Source organism: Catenuloplanes nepalensis (assembly GCF_030811575.1).
GTDB classification, from domain to species: domain Bacteria; phylum Actinomycetota; class Actinomycetes; order Mycobacteriales; family Micromonosporaceae; genus Catenuloplanes; species Catenuloplanes nepalensis.
The window spans coordinates 5,883,018-5,900,794 of the sequence record NZ_JAUSRA010000001.1; the positions used below are offsets into that span (position 1 = coordinate 5,883,018).

14 protein-coding genes and 1 pseudogene are annotated in these 17,777 nt (G+C 71.9%); 9 read left to right on the forward strand and 6 right to left on the reverse strand.

The features are described 5' to 3' along the window. The first annotated feature begins 46 nt into the window (after positions 1-46). Complete coding sequence (locus J2S43_RS25125; protein WP_306833210.1) at positions 47-1,822, forward strand: serine/threonine protein kinase; 1,776 nt, start codon at positions 47-49, stop codon at positions 1,820-1,822. On the opposite strand, the gene J2S43_RS25130 is transcribed toward J2S43_RS25125, so the two are convergent. Beyond that, positions 1,800-3,131, reverse strand: coding sequence for an APC family permease (locus J2S43_RS25130; RefSeq protein ID WP_306833212.1), 1,332 nt, complete (start codon positions 3,129-3,131; stop codon positions 1,800-1,802). The two genes, J2S43_RS25125 and J2S43_RS25130, sit on opposite strands and share 23 nt — an antisense overlap. A 42-nt stretch (positions 3,132-3,173) precedes the next feature. After that, a complete protein-coding gene (locus J2S43_RS25135) occupies positions 3,174-3,449 on the reverse strand; it encodes a hypothetical protein (protein WP_306833214.1) in 276 nt (91 codons plus the stop codon). Positions 3,450-3,648: 199 nt separating this feature from the next. Here J2S43_RS25135 and ggt point away from each other — a divergent pair, with 199 nt between their 5' ends. After that, on the forward strand, positions 3,649-5,391 hold the full coding sequence (gene ggt / locus J2S43_RS25140; protein ID WP_306839436.1) for a gamma-glutamyltransferase: 1,743 nt from the start codon (positions 3,649-3,651) through the stop codon (positions 5,389-5,391). 236 nt (positions 5,392-5,627) lie between these two features. After that, entirely contained in the window at positions 5,628-7,175 is a 1,548-nt protein-coding gene (locus J2S43_RS25145; RefSeq protein ID WP_306833216.1) for a metallophosphoesterase family protein, read from the forward strand. Positions 7,176-7,469: 294 nt separating this feature from the next. Here the strand turns inward: J2S43_RS25145 and J2S43_RS25150 are convergent. After that, positions 7,470-8,668, reverse strand: a pseudogene (locus J2S43_RS25150) (cytochrome P450). Between the two features lie 20 nt (positions 8,669-8,688). Between J2S43_RS25150 and J2S43_RS25155 the strand changes: the two are divergent. The 5 genes from J2S43_RS25155 (at position 8,689) to J2S43_RS25175 (ending at position 13,696) form a co-directional block, all read left to right on the forward strand. Continuing rightward, entirely contained in the window at positions 8,689-8,862 is a 174-nt protein-coding gene (locus tag J2S43_RS25155) for a hypothetical protein (protein ID WP_306833221.1), read from the forward strand. Positions 8,863-9,183: 321 nt separating this feature from the next. Continuing rightward, complete coding sequence (locus J2S43_RS25160) at positions 9,184-9,975, forward strand: SCO2525 family SAM-dependent methyltransferase (protein ID WP_306833223.1); 792 nt, start codon at positions 9,184-9,186, stop codon at positions 9,973-9,975. Further along, positions 9,959-11,809, forward strand: a complete 1,851-nt coding sequence (locus J2S43_RS25165; RefSeq protein WP_306833225.1) for an SCO2524 family protein — start codon at positions 9,959-9,961, stop codon at positions 11,807-11,809. The genes J2S43_RS25160 and J2S43_RS25165 overlap by 17 nt, the downstream gene beginning before the upstream one ends. Before the next feature lies 1 nt (position 11,810). Then, the gene (locus tag J2S43_RS25170) at positions 11,811-12,728 is read left to right on the forward strand and encodes an SCO2523 family variant P-loop protein (protein WP_306833227.1); all 918 of its coding nucleotides are present in this window, start codon (positions 11,811-11,813) and stop codon (positions 12,726-12,728) included. Next, complete coding sequence (locus J2S43_RS25175; RefSeq protein ID WP_306833229.1) at positions 12,725-13,696, forward strand: SCO2522 family protein; 972 nt, start codon at positions 12,725-12,727, stop codon at positions 13,694-13,696. The genes J2S43_RS25170 and J2S43_RS25175 overlap by 4 nt, the downstream gene beginning before the upstream one ends. Here the strand turns inward: J2S43_RS25175 and J2S43_RS25180 are convergent. Then, on the reverse strand, positions 13,680-14,609 hold the full coding sequence (locus tag J2S43_RS25180) for a hypothetical protein (protein ID WP_306833231.1): 930 nt from the start codon (positions 14,607-14,609) through the stop codon (positions 13,680-13,682). The genes J2S43_RS25175 and J2S43_RS25180 overlap by 17 nt on opposite strands. After that, positions 14,609-15,526, reverse strand: a complete 918-nt coding sequence (locus tag J2S43_RS25185) for an SCO2521 family protein (RefSeq protein ID WP_306833232.1) — start codon at positions 15,524-15,526, stop codon at positions 14,609-14,611. Before J2S43_RS25185 ends, J2S43_RS25180 begins: the two co-directional genes overlap by 1 nt. Positions 15,527-15,698: 172 nt before the next feature. Between J2S43_RS25185 and J2S43_RS25190 the strand changes: the two genes are divergently transcribed. Continuing rightward, complete coding sequence (locus J2S43_RS25190) at positions 15,699-16,646, forward strand: FAD-dependent oxidoreductase (protein WP_306833234.1); 948 nt, start codon at positions 15,699-15,701, stop codon at positions 16,644-16,646. A 47-nt stretch (positions 16,647-16,693) separates the two neighbouring features. Here the strand turns inward: J2S43_RS25190 and J2S43_RS25195 are convergent, their stop codons facing one another. Beyond that, positions 16,694-17,650 carry a DUF4240 domain-containing protein gene (locus tag J2S43_RS25195; protein ID WP_306833236.1) on the reverse strand — a complete coding sequence of 319 codons (957 nt, stop codon included), beginning with the start codon at positions 17,648-17,650 and terminating at the stop codon, positions 16,694-16,696. Between the last annotated feature and the right edge of the window lie 127 nt (positions 17,651-17,777).

Genomic DNA, 17,777 nt, shown 5'->3' on the forward strand with positions numbered 1-17,777 from the left:
CAGTGGGGGCGACCTCGGGTCAGGTGCACCTAGTAACTTGTCCCGAGTGAAATCGCCTCGAGTTGCGCCGGACGAGGGCGCGGCGGACGCCTCGCGCGGCGCCAAGATCTCGCCGCTGCACTCGCACGACCCTACTGAGCTGGGCAAATACCAGATCAAGGGGCGGCTCGGCGAGGGCGGCATGGGGACGGTCTACCTCGCGGAGGACGAGGAGGGGCGGCAGGTCGCGGTCAAGGTGATCCGGGCGGACCTGACGGCCGAGCCGGACTTCCGGCGGCGGTTCCGCAGCGAGGTGAATCGTGCCAAGCAGGTGCCGCCGTTCTGCACCGCGGAGGTGCTGGACGCGGACCCGGACCATGAGCACCCGTACCTCGTGGTCGAGTTCGTGGACGGGCCGAGCCTGGCCGACGTGGTGAAGGAGCAGGGGCCGCTCACCCCGGCGAACCTGCACGGGCTGGCGATCGGCATGGCGACCGCGCTGGTCGCGATCCACGGCGCCGGCGTGGTGCACCGGGACCTGAAGCCGCGCAACGTGCTGCTGCCGCCGGGCAGCCCGAAGGTGATCGACTTCGGCATCGCCCGCGCGACGGACGCGACCAGCGGTGTCACCAAGACGCACGAGATGCTGGGCACGGTGGCCTACATGCCGCCGGAGCGCCTGGACACGGCCGGGAAGGCGCCGACCACGCCGAAGGCGGACATCTTCGCGTGGGGTGTCGTGGTCATGTACGCCGGGACCGGGCGCACGCCGTTCCAGGACGCGTCGATGCCGCTGACCGCGATGCGGATCATCTCGGAGGAGCCCGACCTCGAGGGTCTCACGCCGGAGCTGCGCAAGGTGGTGGCCGCGGCGCTGGCGAAGAAGCCGGAGGACCGGCCGACCGCGCGCAAGCTGCTGGACATGCTGCTGGACGGCAGCGGCGAGGCCACGGACGAGCTGCCGCCGGCCGAGGTGGTCGCGGTGGTGACGCCGCCGCCGGCCGAGACGCCCGCGGAGCCGGTGGCCGCGGCCGCGCCGGTCGTGCCGCCCCCGAAGCGGACCCGGCTGATCGCGACCGTGGCCGGGGTGCTGGCCGTGGTGGCGCTGGCCGCCGCGATCGCGATCCCGCTGTCGATGCGTGGTGGCGGCGAGCCGTCCGATGCGGCGCTGAATCCGGCCGGTGCGGGCCCGAGCGGCCCGGTGGTGGCGGGCGACGGCGGCGTGCTGCCCGGGACGGAGACGCCCGACGGCGAGTCCGGCACCGGCGACGCGCTGCCGGAGCCGCTGGCCACCGGTGCGGGCGGCCACGCGGTCGCGGACCCGCTCACCAGCGGCGCGAACTGGACCGCGAGCACGGAGTTCGGTGGCATCTGCGCGTTCGCGAACGGCGCCATGGAGATCACCAAGCAGTCGGACGGCTGGTTCCGGTGCACCGGTCCGGCCACCGTGTTCGGCGGCGATGTGGAGATCGCGGCCACCGCCACGCTGGTCACGCCGGGCGCGTGCGCGTCGTTCTGGCTCGGCGTGAACGACCCGGACGGTTACGTGCTGCACGTCTGCCAGGACGAACTGCACCTGGACCGGCAGCCGACCGGGACCGGCACCAAGACCGGGATCGGCGCGAAGGCGCTGACCAGCCCGATCGCGCTGAACGAGCCGGTGTCGCTGACGTTGCGCGCGGTCGCGGACCGGGTCACGGTGTGGCGGGGCACGGAGCAGGTGGCGATCCTGCCGCTGCCGGGCCCGCTCCCGGCCGGGAAGGTGTCGCTCGGCGTGTCCGGCGACGGCCCACCGCCCTACACCGTGCGGGTCAGGGACATCAGCGTGCGGTCGACCGGGTGACCGCCCAGTTGAGCACCCAGAGCACCGCGCCGCCGAGCAGCAGCCAGAACGCCAGCAGGTAGACGCCGGCCTCGCGGACCATCGGGAGCAGGAAGACCGCGGAGACGATCGCGCCGAGCACCAGCACCACGGTCGGCGCGCGGAAGTGGTCGTGCTCGACCGTGTCCCGGCGCAGCACCAGCGCGGATACGTTGACGGCCAGGAACACGCCGGTGAGCAGCAGCACCGTGGTGTCGGAGAGGTCGCCGAGGTCGTCCACCGCGACCAGCAGCAGGATCGCGACGGCCGTGGTGAACGCGATCGCGACCCACGGCGTGCGGCGCGCGCCGAGCCGGCCGAAGACCGGCGGGAGCACGCCGCGGTTGGCCATGCCGTAGAGCAGCCGGGACGCCATCAGCATGTTGATCAGCATGGTGTTGCTGACCGCGATGATCGACACCGCGGAGAAGACCCGGTCCGCGGGCAGGTCCGGCACGCCGGCCCGGACCACCTCCAGCAGCGGGCCGGACGAGGCGACCAGCGTATCCAGCGGCACGGTCATCGCCGCGGTGAACGCGACCAGCAGGTAGACGACGCCGGCCAGGACCAGGCCGGTGACCAGCGCGGGCGGGAAGCACTTGCGCGGGTCGGTGACCTCCTCGGCCAGGTTCGCCGAGTCCTCGAAGCCGATGAACGCGTAGAACGCGGTCGCGGCGCCGGCCAGCAGGCCGGTGACCACGCCGAAGCCGGTGCCGGAGAACTCGAACGCGGCGCCCGGGTCGCCGCCGCCGGTGGCGAGCACCCAGCCGCCGACGCCGATGATGAACAGCAGGCCGGCCAGCTCGATGCAGGTGATCACCACGTTGACCCGCATCGACTCCGCGACGCCCCACAGGTTCACGGCCGCGACCAGCAGGATCGCGACGATGCCGATCAGCACGGCCGGTGGGTTCTCGACGCCGGTCAGGCCGGTGAAGTAGCGGCCGCCGACCCGGCTGGCCGCGAACGCGGCGGAGGTGACGCCGGACGCCATCACCGCGAACGTGACCATGAACGACAGCGCCCGGATGCCGAACGCGCGGTCGACGTAGAGCGCGGCACCGGCCGCCTGCGGGTACTTCGTGACGAGTTCCAGGTAGGCGAACGCGGTGAGGAACGCCAGCGCGAACGCGATCAGGAAGCTGGCCCAGATCGCGCCGCCGGAGTCCGCGCCCACCTCTCCGGTGAGCGAGTAGATGCCGGCGCCGAGCACGTCGCCGAGGATGAAGAACGTCAGCACCGGCCGGCTGATCACGCGGCGCAGCTCGGTGGACTCCGTGGCCGTCGTCATGGCGGCGAGAATGCCGCGTCCGCAAGATCGGTAAACGTCTTCTTAACGGCCGGCGTAATCGGTGGCCGAGCCGGTCGCCGGGAGCTGCGGCATCGCGGAGATCGCCCGCGCGTAGTTGTCGACCTGACGCTGGCCGGCGGCCGCGCCCATGCCTCGCAGCCGCTGGGCCAGCTCGACCCGCACCTGCTCTTCGGGCAGGCCGCGGTGCGTCGCCATCACCTGGGTCACCACCCAGTCGATCCGCATCTGCACCTGCCAGCCGACCGGCCGGATGTCCGGGGCGGCGGGGTCGAACCGCACCTTCTCGTTGTCGCGCATGGTCACGACGGTAGGAAATCGGGTGCTTTCCGGGGAAGAGCCGGCGACCGGTTGCTACCTTCCGGCAACCGAACTGCTCCGTACGCTTGCGCCGTGCGGTGGGGAGCGGTAGGTCTGATCTGATGTTCGTCGATCCCGCTCGGGAGGGACCACTGTGAAGCATCTCGCGGCGCTCACCGCCGCCACGCTCACCGCCACCATGATCAGTGCGGCGCCGGCGCACGCCTCATATCAACCCGCGATCTCCCCCACCGCCACCGGGTACGGCGGCGCGGTCTCCTCGGTCGACCCGACCGTCACCGCGGTCGGTCTCGAGGTGCTGCGCCGCGGTGGCAACGCGGTCGACGCCGCGATCGCGGCCGCCGCGACGATCGGCGTGACCGAGCCGTTCTCGGCCGGGATCGGCGGCGGCGGGTTCTTCGTCTACTACGACGCGCGCACCCGGCGGGTGCACACGATCGACGGCCGGGAGGCCGCGCCCGCGTCGATGCGGGAGAACTCCTTCCAGAACCCCGACGGTACGGCGCTGAACTTCAACGCGGCCCGGGTCAGCGGCCTCTCCGTCGGCGTGCCGGGCACGCCGGCGATCTGGGAGGCGGCGGCGGACCGGTGGGGCTCCCGGCGGCTCGGCGAGCTGCTGCGCCCGGCCGCGGACGTGGCGGACCGCGGGTTCACCGTGGACGCGACGTTCAACGCGCAGGTCGCGGCGAACGCGGCGATCTTCGGGCAGTTCGACTCGTCCGCGGAGCTCTACCTGCCCGGCGGCGCGCCACCCGCGGTCGGCTCCACGTTCCGCAACCCCGACCTGGCGGACACGTACCGGCTGATCGGCAAGCGCGGCACGGACGTGTTCTACTCCGGCGCGATCGCGCGGGACATCGCGGCGACGGTGCAGGACCCGCCGGTGTCGGACACGCCGATCGGCACGTGGCCGCACCAGATCCGGCCGGGCGGCATGACGGTCCGCGACCTCGCCCGTTACGAGGCGCGGTTCCCGGCGCCGACCCGCTCGGACTACCGCGGGCTGGACGTCTACGGCATGGCCACGCCGTCCAGCGGCGGTGCCGCGGTGGGTGAGGCGCTCAACATCCTGGAGGGGTACGACCTGGGCGCGCTGGACGACGCGGACGCGCTGCACCGGTACCTGGAGGCGTCCGCGCTCGCGTTCGCGGACCGCAACCGTTACGTGGGCGACCACACGCGCCGGGCGGTGCTGGACGAGTTGCTGAGCGACCGGTTCGCGGCCTCGCGGCGATGCGTGATCTCCGCCTCGAGTGCGCTGCCCAAGCCGGTCGCGCCGGGTGCGCTGGGCGACCGGGGCTGCGCCTCCGCGGCCGCGGCCGTGCCGGACACGGACAACAGCATCAGCACCACGCACCTGACCGTGGCCGACAAATGGGGCAACGTCGTGTCGTTCACGTTCACGATCGAGCAGATCGGCGGCGCCGGGATCGTGGTGCCGGGCCGGGGCATCCTGCTCAACAACGAGCTGACCGACTTCAACTTCACCCCGACCCAGGGCACCGCGGCCGACCCGAACCTGCCCGGGCCGGGCAAGCGGCCGCGCAGCTCGATGTCGCCGACGATCGTGCTCAAGGACGGCAAGCCGTTCGTGGCGGTCGGCTCGCCCGGCGGCGCCACCATCATCACCACCGTGCTGCAGATCCTGGTCAACCGGATCGACCTGGGCATGAGCCTGCCGGAGGCGGTGGCCGCGCCGCGCGCGTCGCAGCGCAACTCCGCGACGCCGCAGGCCGAGCCCGCGTTCATCGCCGCGTACGGGCCGGAGCTGACCGCGCTCGGGCATCCGGCCTTCACGTCCACGGCCGAGATCGGTGCCGCGACCGCGATCGAGTTCGGCCGGAACGGACAGCTCACGGCCGTGGCGGAGCCGGTGCGGCGGGGCACCGGCGCCGCCGGGGTGGTCCGGTCCGGACGATAGGCGGAGGTGCTGCCCGGCCGACAGGGGACGCCGGGGTGGCCGGGCGGTGAATCGAAAGTACGAATTCGGGCCTGGCGTTCCTGGCGTAGGCGTCGTACGCTGAGCGCATAAAGGGTTGACCACCTTCCCCCGTGGGTGGTCAACCCTTTTCCCGTATCCGGTTGTGTGCGTCTGCTCACGCGCTGGACACGTCTCATTAGCCGGTCCGGCACCCCGGCCTTCCTAGCCTGGGGATCATGGACCTGCTCTGCGAGCCGTACCTGCTCGATCCCCGTCCCGGATCCGTCACCGTCGTCTGGCACACCTCGGAGCCCGGCGCGGTCAACGCGGTGCTCCTCGGGCCCGCGGATGTGCTCGCGGCCGTCACGCCGGCGACGTCGGCCGACGTGCGGGTGGTGCCGGCGGCCACGACCCGGCTTTCGCGGATGCGCGAGGACGCGCAGTCCCAGGCGCCGGGCGGGCCGTTCGAGGGCGTGGTCGAGCGGCCGGTGCACCGCCAGCTCGCGGTGGTGGAAGGGCTGCCGGAGGGGCGCATCGCGTACCGGGTGATGTCCGGGGACGTGCTCTCCGGCGTGCACACGTTGCGCGGCGCGCCGGCGGCCGGCACGCCGGTGCGGCTGCTGCTCACCAGCGACCACCAGCTGGGCCCGATGGTCCCGGCCAACCTGGAGCTGGCCGCGGAGACCGCGGGCGAGCTGGACGGCGTGCTCTTCGCGGGCGACATGGTCAACGTGGTGGACCGGGGCAGCGACTGGTTCGACCACACGAACGGGCGCGCGTTCTTCGCCGCGTTCGGCGGGCGGGCGTCGTGGACCGCGGGCGGTCGCACGTTCACCGGCGCGCCGATCATCTCGTCCGCGCCGCTCTACCCGACGATCGGCAACCACGAGGTGATCGGCCCGTGGTCGATGTCGGAGACGCTGGACTTCCAGTTCAACGACGCGGTGCCGGACGACTGGGACGTGAGCACGTACGAGGCGATGTTCCCGGTCCCGGCCAGCGAGACCGACGGCCCGCGCTGGTGGGCGCGGACGATCGGCGACGTCTACGTGGTGTCGCTGTTCGGCACGGAGATCTGGCGTCCGGAGCGGCCCGGGACCCGCGGCACCTACGCGGAGCGGCCCGAGGACCGGGACTCGCCGGAGCGGTGGGGGCACGGCCGGTTCATCTTCGCGCCGATCGGCAAGAGGTCGCCGCAGTACGCGTTCCTGGTCTCCGCGCTGACGTCGGACGAGGCGCGGGACGCTCGCTACCGCGTGGTGATGTTCCACCACCCGAGCCACGGGCTGGGCTTCAACTCGGTCCCGGCCTACACGGATCCGGTGCGCGCGGTCACGGACGACGGGATCCGGTACGAGTATCCGCTGGCCGACGACTACGTCCTGCGCGACCTGGCGCCGGTCTTCTCCGCGTACTACGTGAACCTGGTGCTGAACGGGCACTCGCACGTGTGGGCCAGGTTCCGGGACGACGCGGGGGTCAACTGGCTGGAGACGTCGAACGTGGGCAACACGTGGGGGGCGTACCACAAGCTGTCCGGCCGGTCCCGGCTCGCGCCGGACGGGCCGGACTACGTGCGGCAGGGCGATCCGGGCGGGCTGGAGCCGGTGCCGCCGACGGTGGCGCCGCTGACCGGGCCGGGCGGCGAGCCGCTGCCGTTCGTCTCCAGCAACGAGATCACGGTGTTCACGCTGCTGGATTCGGCGGCCGGCGTGGTCCGCTCCTACCGCTACGACACCGCCGCCGGCGGCGACGTGACCCTCTTCGACGAGTTCCCCCTCTGACCGCACACCCAGCCCGCCGCACACCCAGCCCGCCGCACACCCAGCCCGCCGCTCGCCCGCCCCGCCCGGGCCCCGGGATCCGTGATCACGGGAAAGGACTCCGCGTCGCAGGCCGCCACCGCTCATGATCGGGCGTGCCTCGAGTCGATAGAGCGATGTGGGGGACGCCCCGATCGTGGGTTTGGCCACGCCGGGACCGGCAGGGAGGAGCGCCAGCGACGACCGGTGCCCGCGGGAGCATGCGGAACTCAGCCACGCCGGAAGCGGGAAGATCCAGATCTTTGTTGATCTTCGTCACTGCGCGTCCCAGGTGACCGGGAGCCGGCGGAGGCCGTAGATCGTGGCGTCGTCCTTGTACTGCAGGTCGTCCGCGGGCACGGCCAGGCGCAGGCTCGGGACGCGGCGGAACAGCGTGTCGAAGACGATCTGCAGTTCGAGGCGGGCGAGGTTCTGGCCGAGGCACTGGGGCGGGCCGAAGCCGAACGCGATGTGGTGCCGCGCGCCGCGCTCGACGTCCAGCTCGGCCGCGTCCGCGAACGCGGCCGGATCCCGGTTCGCCGCGTTGCCCAGCGTGATCACGCCCTCGCCGGCCCGGATCAGCACGCCGCCCAGCTCGACGTCCTCGCGCGCGACCCGGGCGGTGGCGAACTCCGCGATCGTGAAGTACCGCAGCAGCTCCTCGACCGCGGCCGGTGTCCGGGACGGGTCGGCCGTGATCGCCTTGAGCTGATCGGGGTGGTCGAGCAGCGCCACCACGCCGAGGGAGATCATGTTCGCCGTGGTCTCGTGGCCGGCGAGCAGCAGCAGGAAGCCGAGCCCGACCAGCTCCTCGACGTCGTCCGACTTGGCCAGCTGCCGGCTGAGCAGGTCGTCGCCGGGGTGCTCGCGCCGGTGCACGAGGAGCTCGCCGAGGTACGCCTGGAGCGCGTCGACCGCGGCCATCCGTTCCTCGGCCGGCGCGGACAGGCTCAGCAGCGTGCTGGAGTTGGTCTGGAAGAAGTCGTGGTCGGAGTAGGGCACGCCGAGCAGCTCGCAGATCACCAGCGACGGCACCGGCAGCGACAGCGCGGTGACCAGGTCGGCCGGGTTCGGGCCGGCGAGCATGGCGTCGAGGTGCTCGTCCACGATCTGGAGGATGCGCGGGCGCAGCGCCTCCATCCGCTTGACCGTGAACTCGCCGACGACCCCGCGCCGGGCCGCGGTGTGCTCCGGCGGGTCCATCATGACCAGCGAGAGGCGGGCCCGCCCCTGACGCTCGCGCATCTCCTGCGGGCGCTCGCGGACCAGCGAGGGGAAGCCGGGAAGGAACCGGTTGGAGCTGAACCGCGGGTCGGACAGCATCGCGCGGACGTGGTCGAGCCGGCTGAGCGCCCAGGCCTGCTCGCCGTTCGGCATGGTGACCTTCGTCGGCGTCTCCCGGTCGCGCAGCGCTCGTGCTCGGCCGGCGGCGCGAACGGGCAGGTGCGGGTGGTCTGGAGGTGGGGAGCGGTCATCGGAGGCCATCCCATCGTCGATGATCGATCTGGTGTGCCGTGTCGACTCCACCGTAGACCGGACGATCCGATCGACTGAAGAGCAACCTCCCGGCGGGCCGATCGTTGGCCAGGCGACCGGTTGCATCGTGATTCAGAAGCGAAAGTTCTACCTTTTTGTCCCGAATGAACAAATGCGCGGCAGTAGCAACTGATCAAGCCCCAGAGTCGCGATCAAATAGCGGAGAGTCAAGGCACTCGACATCACCCGTCATGCTTCAAGGGACAAGTCGTCCCTCATTCGGCGACACTTCACGCATGACCCCGAACGCGCTTGTTGATGGTGTATAACTAGGGCCGTCCAATTTGGCCACTCAACCGGCTCCACCACAGTGACAGCAGCATCGGATCCCTCGCAGCCCCTCGCCTGCCGACGGGGGCCGGGCCTCGAAAGCGAGTCACCGCACACCCGGCGGAGCCCGAACCGGAAACGCCGTTGAGTGCGCTCACGACCAGCGAGGGAGTTACAGTCGGTTATGACCGATACACAGACTCGGTCGAACGCGGAGTGGGCGTGGGACGCATTCGACTCTGACTTGTACTTCGAGCACAACTACGACAGCGTGCGCCGGGCCGACAGCGAGATTCTCGATCATCTCGGCCGGTTCTTCTCGACCGCCCAGCCACGCCGGCACGGGCGGGCGATCGACGTCGGCACCGGCACCAATCTCTACCCCGCGCTGTCGATGCTGCCCTGGGCGGACCGGGTGACGCTGTACGAGCGCGCGCGGACCAACCGTGCGTGGCTAGCGCGCCAGCAGGCGTCGCCGAGCGCGAGCTGGGCCGAGTTCGCCGGGCGGCTCCGCGCCGGCCGGCCGGGCTACGACGTGATCGCCGACCCCACCACCGCGATCAGCGACCGCACCGAGATCGTCGCGGGCAACATCTTCACGCTGCCGCAGGACGGCGCGTACGACATGGGGACGATGTTCTTCGTCGCCGAGTCGATCACGCAGAACCGTCACGAGTTCGAGCGGGCCACCCGCAACTTCATCGGGTCGCTGAAGCGGTTCGCCCCATTCGTCGCCGCCTTCATGAAGGAATCCCAGGGTTATCGGGTCGGCACGCTGGACTTTCCCGCGCTGGCCGTGGACGAGAACGACATCGAACGCTGCCTTGCGGGCCTGACACACAATGTCAGTGTCCATACTGTGGACGACACGACGCTGCGCGACGGCTACAAAGGAATGATCGTCGTGACGGGTTTCGCGGGCAGAGGCAGTGCGTCTCACAGGAAGGCGAACCAGCGGGATGGACGTCCAACCTAGGCAGCATCTCCTGGAGGTCTGGCGGGCGTTCGCCAGCTACTCCGGCAGCGGATCCGACTGGCGCTGGGGCGGGCGCGACGGCAGCAACTCGATCAGCGACGCGGAGCAGCTGCTCTGCGTCATGGCACCGGCCGCGGACGTGCCCACGTTCCGCATCGACCGGCCGGACGAGACCGAGGACGACGTCATCGGCTCGCTGGCCGCGCTCGGCGACCACCTCGGGTTGCCGAAGCGGCTGGTCCAGCTGATCACCGACTACCTGGAGACGTACACGGCGCCGGACGGCACGCCGATCTTCTCCGGCGACAGCTACTTCAGCGCCTCCCATCCCGGCACGGACGACGAGATCAAGCCCGAGCAGCGCGGTCTCGACGTGGTCGACTCGTTCTCCATCTCCGTCACGCTCATGCTGGCGACCATCGGTTTCGCGAAGACGTTCCGGTCCGTGGTCACCCGGGAGGCACTGCGCCAGCAGGTCGACCGGCTGGAGGAGATGGCGAGCATCCGGCTCACCGCCGCGATGGTCGGCCTGCTGCGCAGCTTCGCGGTCAACGTCTTCGACACCACCGACGAGGAGGGGCGGCTGCTGCTGCGCTCCGCCAACCAGGGCGGGCTGCCGGAGCGGCAGGTCGTGGAGGAGCTGCGCCGATCGCTGCGGGAGATCAACGCCCGCCTCCGGGACGACGTCACCATCGGTTCCGGTGCCGAGGAGGGCAGCCGGCTGGACAACCCGCACCGCCTCTTCGAGTGCGGCTGGTCCTGGGGCCTGGTGGAGAACGCGCCGCTGGTCCAGGTGTCGGACCCGGTCGGGCAGCAGCACGAGGGCGTCGCCGAACCCAAGCCGTACCTGTACTTCACCGTGGTCGCGCTGGAGGCGATCCGGTCGCTGTTCTCCGAGCGCACCCGGCTGCTCGGCCTGCTCAACGACGAGCAGCTGCGCCTGGCGCAGGCGCTGCAGCTGCGCTGGGACCTCACCCAGTCGTACTGGTCGGTCGTCGGCACGTTCGGCTCGGACCGGTGGCCGCTGGAGGACATGCCGTGGCGGGCCACCGACGGTGTCCAGTCCGACTACTTCACGCTGCTGATCAGCGGCATGGTGGTGCAGGACCTGGTCACCCGGCGGGCGTCGGACGCCGATCTGGCCCGGGTCGGCGCGGTGCTGGACGAGCTGGCCAACCGCAGCCGGATCACCCGCCGCCCGTTCGGCGACGACCCGGCCGTCCACCTGCACCATCCGGGCGTGGCGTTCGCGCTGGTCGGCAGCGAGAAGGGGGGCGGCCCACAGCTGGGCTGGGTCGCGTCGGACTTCGCGCCGGTGCTGCTCAAGCGCACGGTGCAGCTGGCCGGCCTGCTCTCCGACAACGAGGCCCGGCAGAACGCCACGTCGCTGGCCGGCCGCGTCTGGACGCACCTCACCGAACGACGACTCACCGACGACCGGGCCGCGAACCTGTGGGACGACCCGTCCCGGGTCCTCGGCATCGACGTCACGCACACGCTCCCGTCGTGGTACTACACGAAGCGCGTGGTCGACTGCCTGATCCAGGCCGCCCAGGTGATCCGCAGCTCGCCGCCGCGCAGTGAGCGGCTCACCGGCATCGCCGCCGACCTGCTGATCGAGGCCGAGCATCTGTACGACCAGGAGCAGCTCAACGGCCTCGCACAGCGCGGCGAGCGGCTGCGCACCGAGCTGGAGCAGGTCAACCGCCAGCTCCAGCGGGCCCGCCGGATCCTGCGGCAGCGGCCGGGCAGCGCGAAGGCACTGGCCGAGGACGTGCTCATCCGCCTCGATCGCCTCGCCGCCGCGCGCGAGGCCACCGCCGAGCCGGTGTGACATGCTCGTCTTCGCCACGTCCGACAAGGGCGGCACCGGACGCTCGGTGACCAGCAGCAACGTGGTCTACCGGCACTCACTGCAGGGCGGCGACGCCTGCTACCTCGACTTCGACTTCGGCTCCCCCACCGCGGGCGCGATCTTCCAGATCTCGGCGGCGCAGGCCGGGGTGGAGCACGACGGCATGCACTCCTACCTGCGTGGTCAGGCCGCGTCGCCGCGCCGGCTGAACGTGTGGACCGAGTCGCAGCGGCCGAGCCTGCGCAGCCGCCCGGCCGGGGCGGGGCGGCTGATGCTCTACCCGGGCGACGCGGGCGGCGGCGAGTTCGCCTCGACCGAGGAGATCGTCGACCGGTGCGCGGAGCTGTTCCTGCGGCTGGACGAGGAGTTCGACCTCTGCCTGGTCGACCTGAGCGCGGGCCGGTCGTACGCGATCGACATCGCGCTGGCCGCGACCGCGCGCGACGACCTGGCCCACCTCCGGCACCGGTGGCTGGTCTTCCACCGGTGGACCAGCCAGCACATCGGCGCCGCGGCCAGCCTGGTCTACGGCGACCGGGGCATCCTGCGGATCGGCGAGGCGCGCGGCCATGACCCGCGGCGGCTCTCCGGCTCGGTGCGCTTCGTGCGGACCGCGGTGGTCGACCCACGGTCCCCGGAGTACGCCGGGCTCCGGCCGGAGCAGCTGGCCTGGGTGGACGCGTGCAACCAGGAGCTGCAGCGGCAGGCCGCGCGGGAGCGGGTCGGCCGCACGCTGATGCTCGGCCAGATCCCGCTCGACCCGGTGCTGCAGTGGCGCGAACAGCTGCTCACGGACGGCGACGTCTGGCAGCGGCACGCGGCCAACCAGGAGACCGTCGACGCGCTCGACGCACTGGCCAAGCGGATCGTCGACGACACCGCCTGGGAGGGCCTGTGACCGTCCCGGAGGTGACCTACACCGAGACGACCGCGACCCCGAGGGTACGGTCGACGCCGCTCGCCCACCTCTCCATCGAGCTGGGCCACCTCTACATGGAGGACTTCGCGGCCGGGCCGGCGCGGCTGCGCGCGCAGTTCCGCCGGGTCCGGCCGTGGGCGGACGCGCTGCGGCGGATGGAGGCGGACAGCCGGCCCGGCCAGGCCACCCGGATCAGCACCTGCTTCCTCATCGACGACTACTTCGCGCCGTTCGGCTCGCCCGCCGAGGTGATACCGGAGCTGGCCGCGGCCGCGGACGAGGCCGGGCTGCGGATCGACTACATCGCGCGCGAGTCGGCCTGCGCGACCGCGGACGGCGTCGAGGTGGCCCGGATCGTGGAGGGCCGGCTGGTCGCCGACCCGCCGCGCGGCACGAACGGGTCCCGGCCGCCGGTGCACCAGAGCGGCTGGCTCGCCAACGGTGAGCCGCCGTCCACCGGCGCGGCCGCGTCCGAGGCGATGGACGCGGCCCGGGGCTGGCAGCCGCCCCGGCAGAACGCGGTGAAGAACCACTCGATCTACGTCGACGTGGAGATCTGGCAGGACCGCAAGGCCGGGCGGCTCTGGGCGTGCCCGTTCCTGGCCGCGGTCTGGCAGCTGCTCCGGCTGGGCCTGCTGCGGGACCGCGGCGAGCCGGTCTGGCGCCCGGAGCCGGCCACCCGCGCGGACCTGCCGGGCTCCTGGCACGAGATGCCGGCCGTGGTCGCGTGGGAGCCGCGGGCCGCGCCGTTCGCCGCCTACCGGACCGCCTCGGTGCTGGACACCCGGTTCATCGAGATCGAGACCGCGGTTCGGGTGATCCTGAGCCAGGTCGCGGTCCAGCGCGACGTCGGCGAGCAGGTCGCGGCGCGCGCCGCGACGGAGGGCATCACGCTGCCGCCCGAGGTCGTGGACCGCATCGACTACGTCTTCACCTCGCGGGGGTGACGGCCAGCTCCCACAGCTCGTCGAAGAACTGCGAGCGTTCCTTCACCCGGGAGCCGCGCAGGACCAGGCGGGTCTCGGCGATCGCGGGGCGGGCGTCCTCCTCCATGGACAGCGACGTGGTCTCGTAGCTCATCAGGTTGTCGAAGACGATGAAGTCGAACACCTGCACGCGCAGCGGCACCGGGATGTCGGCACGGTCGAGCAGCCGCACCGAGATGCCCATCCGGCTCTGCTCCTCGCACGACCGCCGGATCTCCGGCTCGATGCCCTCGTCGCGCCGGTCGATGACGAAGACGCGGCGGACCGCCACCTTCCGCTCGGCCGCGCCGCGCTGTGCATGCAGGTACCGCTGGCCCATCTCGCTGGTCCACAGCCCGCGGTCGACCGAGGCGAGGCTGATCGCGTCGATGCTGACCTGGGCGTTGCGGGTGAGCCCGAGCAGCCAGTCGCGGTCCTCGCCGTAGTAGGTGACGTCGCCGCCGTCGGCCAGCTCCTTGAGGAAGTCGGACATCCGGCTGATCTCCGACTGCACGAAGTCGAACACCAGCGGCGACGAGTCCGGCGTTATCCGCGTCGCGTTCCGGAGCAGCTGGGTGAGAACCTCGGTCTCCATCTTCGACGTCTCCACCAGGCCGATCAGCTCGGTCGCCTCGTTGATCCGGGAGAAGGCCCGCCAGACCAGGTCCTCCATGCGCTGCGACCGGACCTGCTGGGCCTCCTCCACGACCGCGAGCCGCTGCTCGAACTCGATCAGGAACTGGGCGATCAGCGTGACGCTGCCGAGCAGGATGGAGAGCGCGATCGCAAGGATCTGCGGCTGCTCGAAAAGGTCGGTGACCAGGTAGGTCAGCGCGCCGATAGCCAGCGTGACCGCGACCCGCCGCACCACCCGAGACCGGGCTGCGGTCTGCATCAGACACGCACCCCGGCCGTGGCGGACAGCGCCTCGACCGTGCCGACCGAGAGCTGATCGCGGATCCGGGAGACCAGCGTCGCCCAGTGCCGGGTGAAGCCGGGCCGGCGCTCCAGCGACTCCCAGACCGCGGCCATCTCGTCGTCCAGCCGGGCCGCGGGCATCCACAGGTGGAGCAGCGTGTCGATCGCCGGGGCCAGCCGGGGCAGCGTCTCCTCCCGCGTCCGGACGCCGAGCGCGCTCGCGTCGATCACCTCGATCAGCGAGCTGAGCAGCCAGTCGTGCCGTGCGACGTCCGCGCAGAGGTCGGCGATCCGGGCCGCGGGCAGCTCCGGCAGCGTGAGCCGGAGCGTGCGCAGGTCGCCCTCGTCGACCAGGAGGTGCACCCGCCGCTCCCCCGGCATCGCGGCCCAGCGGAACCGCGTGCGGGGCACGCGCAGCGGCACCCGGCGGTCGAGCCGGGGCGAGGCCTGCACCCGCTCGATCGTGCGGGCGCAGATGCCGCCGAGGTCGAGTGCGCCCGGCCCGCGCTCGGTGGTCAGGAACGCCTCGGCGAGCGTGGCCGGCGGCGTCTTCGCCAGCAGCTCCACCTGGCCGGGGCGGGAGATGTAGTGCGACCACGGCAGGCGCCGCACCTCGGCCGCGCGCTCGACCGTCGTGTATGCGGAGGCCTGCACCACGCAGCCGGCGGTGAGAACGGCACGGTGCCGGACCGTGCCGACGGCCCGGCCGGACGTCCCGGCGATCGTGCAGTCCACACCGGTGGTCAGGTCGGGTGACCACGCACAGGAGATCGGCCGCTCGGACACGCGCACCGCCTCACCGGCGACCAGGTCGAGCAGGTCCCGCGCCAGACCCGTGGTGACCGGGGTGGAGTGGCGTAACAGCCCGGTATGGATCTCTCCGAGGATCAACATGGGTTCCTTACTCGCGTGGACCCTCCGATTGCACCGCACTGCGTGTCGATAATGCAACGCTCAGTTTTTGATTGCGGCACGATACAACCCAACGCTCGCATTACAGATATATCGACGAACGACATAGCACAGATCCCTGTCGGACTACGCAGAGCCCGGATATCGTCACGGAATGACCAGCGTTCTGATCATCGGCGCCGGCGTGTCCGGTCTCACCACGGGGGTGCTGCTGGCGGAGGCCGGGATGAGTGTCCATGTGCGCACCGCGGCTCCGCCGTCGGAGTCCACGTCGTGCGCGGCCGGGGCGATTTGGGATCCGCTCTACGCAACGCACGAGCGGGTGCCACTGTGGAGCGGCGTCGCCTATCGGACATTCGCGGAGCTGGCCGTGAGTGCGCCGGACGCGGGCGTGCGGATGCTCGACGGCATCGAGGCCTCACGGACCCGCACCACCCCGGCGGAGTACGCGTCCGCGCTCCCCGGATACCGGCTGTGCGGCCCGGACGAGCTGCGGCCCGGCTTCACCGCCGGCTGGCGCTACCACGCGCCGGTCGTCGACATGCCGGTCTACCTCGAACACCTGCAGCGCCGGCTGAAGGCGGCCGGCGGCACGATGTCGATCGGCTACGCACCGCGGCTCGCGGACGTCGCCGGCGAGGCGCCCGTGGTGGTCAACTGCACCGGCCCGGGCGCGGCCTCGTTCGTGCCCGATCCGACGGTCACTCCGATCCGCGGTCAGCTCGTCGTGGTGGAGAACCCCGGTCTGGACGAGTTCTTCGCCGAGCACACCGACGACCTGCGCGAGATGACATACCTCCTGCCCCAGGGCCCGCTGCTGCTGCTCGGCGGCAGCGCGGAGCCGGGCCGGGCCGACGTCGCGGAGGACGCCGCGGTCGCCGAGCGGATCAAGGCCCGGTGCGCGCTGATCGAGCCGCGGATCACGAGCCTGCCGGTCCTCGGGCACCGCATCGGCATCCGGCCGGTTCGCGACCCGGTGCGCGTGGAGCACGAGCTGGTGGGCGGCCACCACGTGGTGCACAACTACGGCCACGGCGGCGCCGGCGTCAGCCTCTCCTGGGGCTGCGCGGCCGAGGTCCGCGAGCTGATCGCCGCGCTTTAGGGCGTGTTCGGCGGATCACGGCGAGCCGAGATCCACCAAACGCGCCCTCAGAGCGGCGGATCCGTCGCGAGCATGTGCAGGACCGGGCGGAGTTCCTCGAGGTCGACGCCGCCGACCTCCTCGGCGAAGCGGACCACGTCGTCGGGGTCCACCCGGGGCAGTTCCTGGCCCGGGGCGAACGAGTCCGGCATGTCCGGCAGGTCGGGCACGCGCGGGAGGGGCGGGAGCGGGCCCAGATCCAGCGCGGCGCGGACCGACTCGAGCATGGTCAGCAGGTCGGAGCGGGCCAGCTCGCGCAGGAACGCGCGGTCGGTGCGGGCGAAGCCGCGCGGGTCCATGATCGCGTCGACCACCACGCGCTGGGCGCCGCGGCGCACGGTCACGCCCGGCGCGTCGCCGTCGCTCCACAGCGGTGCCAGGTCGAGCGTGTGCAGGCCGGCCGGGGACCACCAGCGCCGCCAGCGTGGATCCGCGTCCACGGCCGCGATCAGCACCTGCATGGTGGCGTCGTAGGCGGGGCGGGTGCCGAGCACGGTGTGCAGGCCACCGCCGTACGTCAGCCAGGTCTCCTCGTCCGTGTCGTCCGCCGTGATCGGCGACCAGAGCGGGTTGCTCCCGGTCTCCACGGCGACCGGCGGCTCGTGCGTCCAGGCCAGGCCGGTCGCCCGCTCGAACGCGTTGGCCGGCACCGCGAGCAGCCACTCCGCCCCCGGACGTGCGAAGGCGGCGATCGCCGGCGGGTCGCCGAGCACCCGAAGGTAGGTCTCCCGGCCCGCCGCCACCACCGCGCACCGGGCCGCCAGGAACGCCTCCGCGTCATCGGGCACGAAGGACGCGTGCGCGGGCGTGTCGATCGCGTGCAGGACCACGGCCAGGTGATCCGCGAACGCGGTGATCTCGTTGATCGGGCGGCCGGACAGCTCGGCCGTGAGCGTGGTGACCGCGGCATCCAGCTCCTCCGCCGACAGCAGCGCGACAGCGGTCCAGAACGAACGCTCATCCATGCCCGTCACCCGCTCTCGTCACACCGGTCACCAGGCTCAACGTAACCGCTCGGCCGTTCCTCCGGGGTGGAATCCGGCTGCGAGGCGCGGCGACCGGCGAAGGCGGCGTTTCGGGCGGACACGCCCC

Bases quoted from the DNA above. Each gene is read 5' to 3' on its own strand.
- J2S43_RS25190 (WP_306833234.1), top strand. From the start codon at position 15,699: ATGACCAGCGTTCTGATCATCGGCGCCGGCGTGTCCGGTCTCACCACG.
- J2S43_RS25155 (WP_306833221.1), top strand. From the start codon at position 8,689: ATGATCGATCTGGTGTGCCGTGTCGACTCCACCGTAGACCGGACGATC.
- J2S43_RS25145 (WP_306833216.1), top strand. From the start codon at position 5,628: ATGGACCTGCTCTGCGAGCCGTACCTGCTCGATCCCCGTCCCGGATCC.
- ggt (WP_306839436.1), top strand. From the start codon at position 3,649: ATGATCAGTGCGGCGCCGGCGCACGCCTCATATCAACCCGCGATCTCC.
- J2S43_RS25180 (WP_306833231.1), bottom strand. From the start codon at position 14,609: ATGCAGACCGCAGCCCGGTCTCGGGTGGTGCGGCGGGTCGCGGTCACG.
- J2S43_RS25130 (WP_306833212.1), bottom strand. From the start codon at position 3,131: ATGACGACGGCCACGGAGTCCACCGAGCTGCGCCGCGTGATCAGCCGG.
- J2S43_RS25170 (WP_306833227.1), top strand. From the start codon at position 11,811: ATGCTCGTCTTCGCCACGTCCGACAAGGGCGGCACCGGACGCTCGGTG.
- J2S43_RS25135 (WP_306833214.1), bottom strand. From the start codon at position 3,449: ATGCGCGACAACGAGAAGGTGCGGTTCGACCCCGCCGCCCCGGACATC.
- J2S43_RS25195 (WP_306833236.1), bottom strand. From the start codon at position 17,650: ATGGATGAGCGTTCGTTCTGGACCGCTGTCGCGCTGCTGTCGGCGGAG.
- J2S43_RS25160 (WP_306833223.1), top strand. From the start codon at position 9,184: ATGACCGATACACAGACTCGGTCGAACGCGGAGTGGGCGTGGGACGCA.
- J2S43_RS25185 (WP_306833232.1), bottom strand. From the start codon at position 15,526: ATGTTGATCCTCGGAGAGATCCATACCGGGCTGTTACGCCACTCCACC.
- J2S43_RS25165 (WP_306833225.1), top strand. From the start codon at position 9,959: ATGGACGTCCAACCTAGGCAGCATCTCCTGGAGGTCTGGCGGGCGTTC.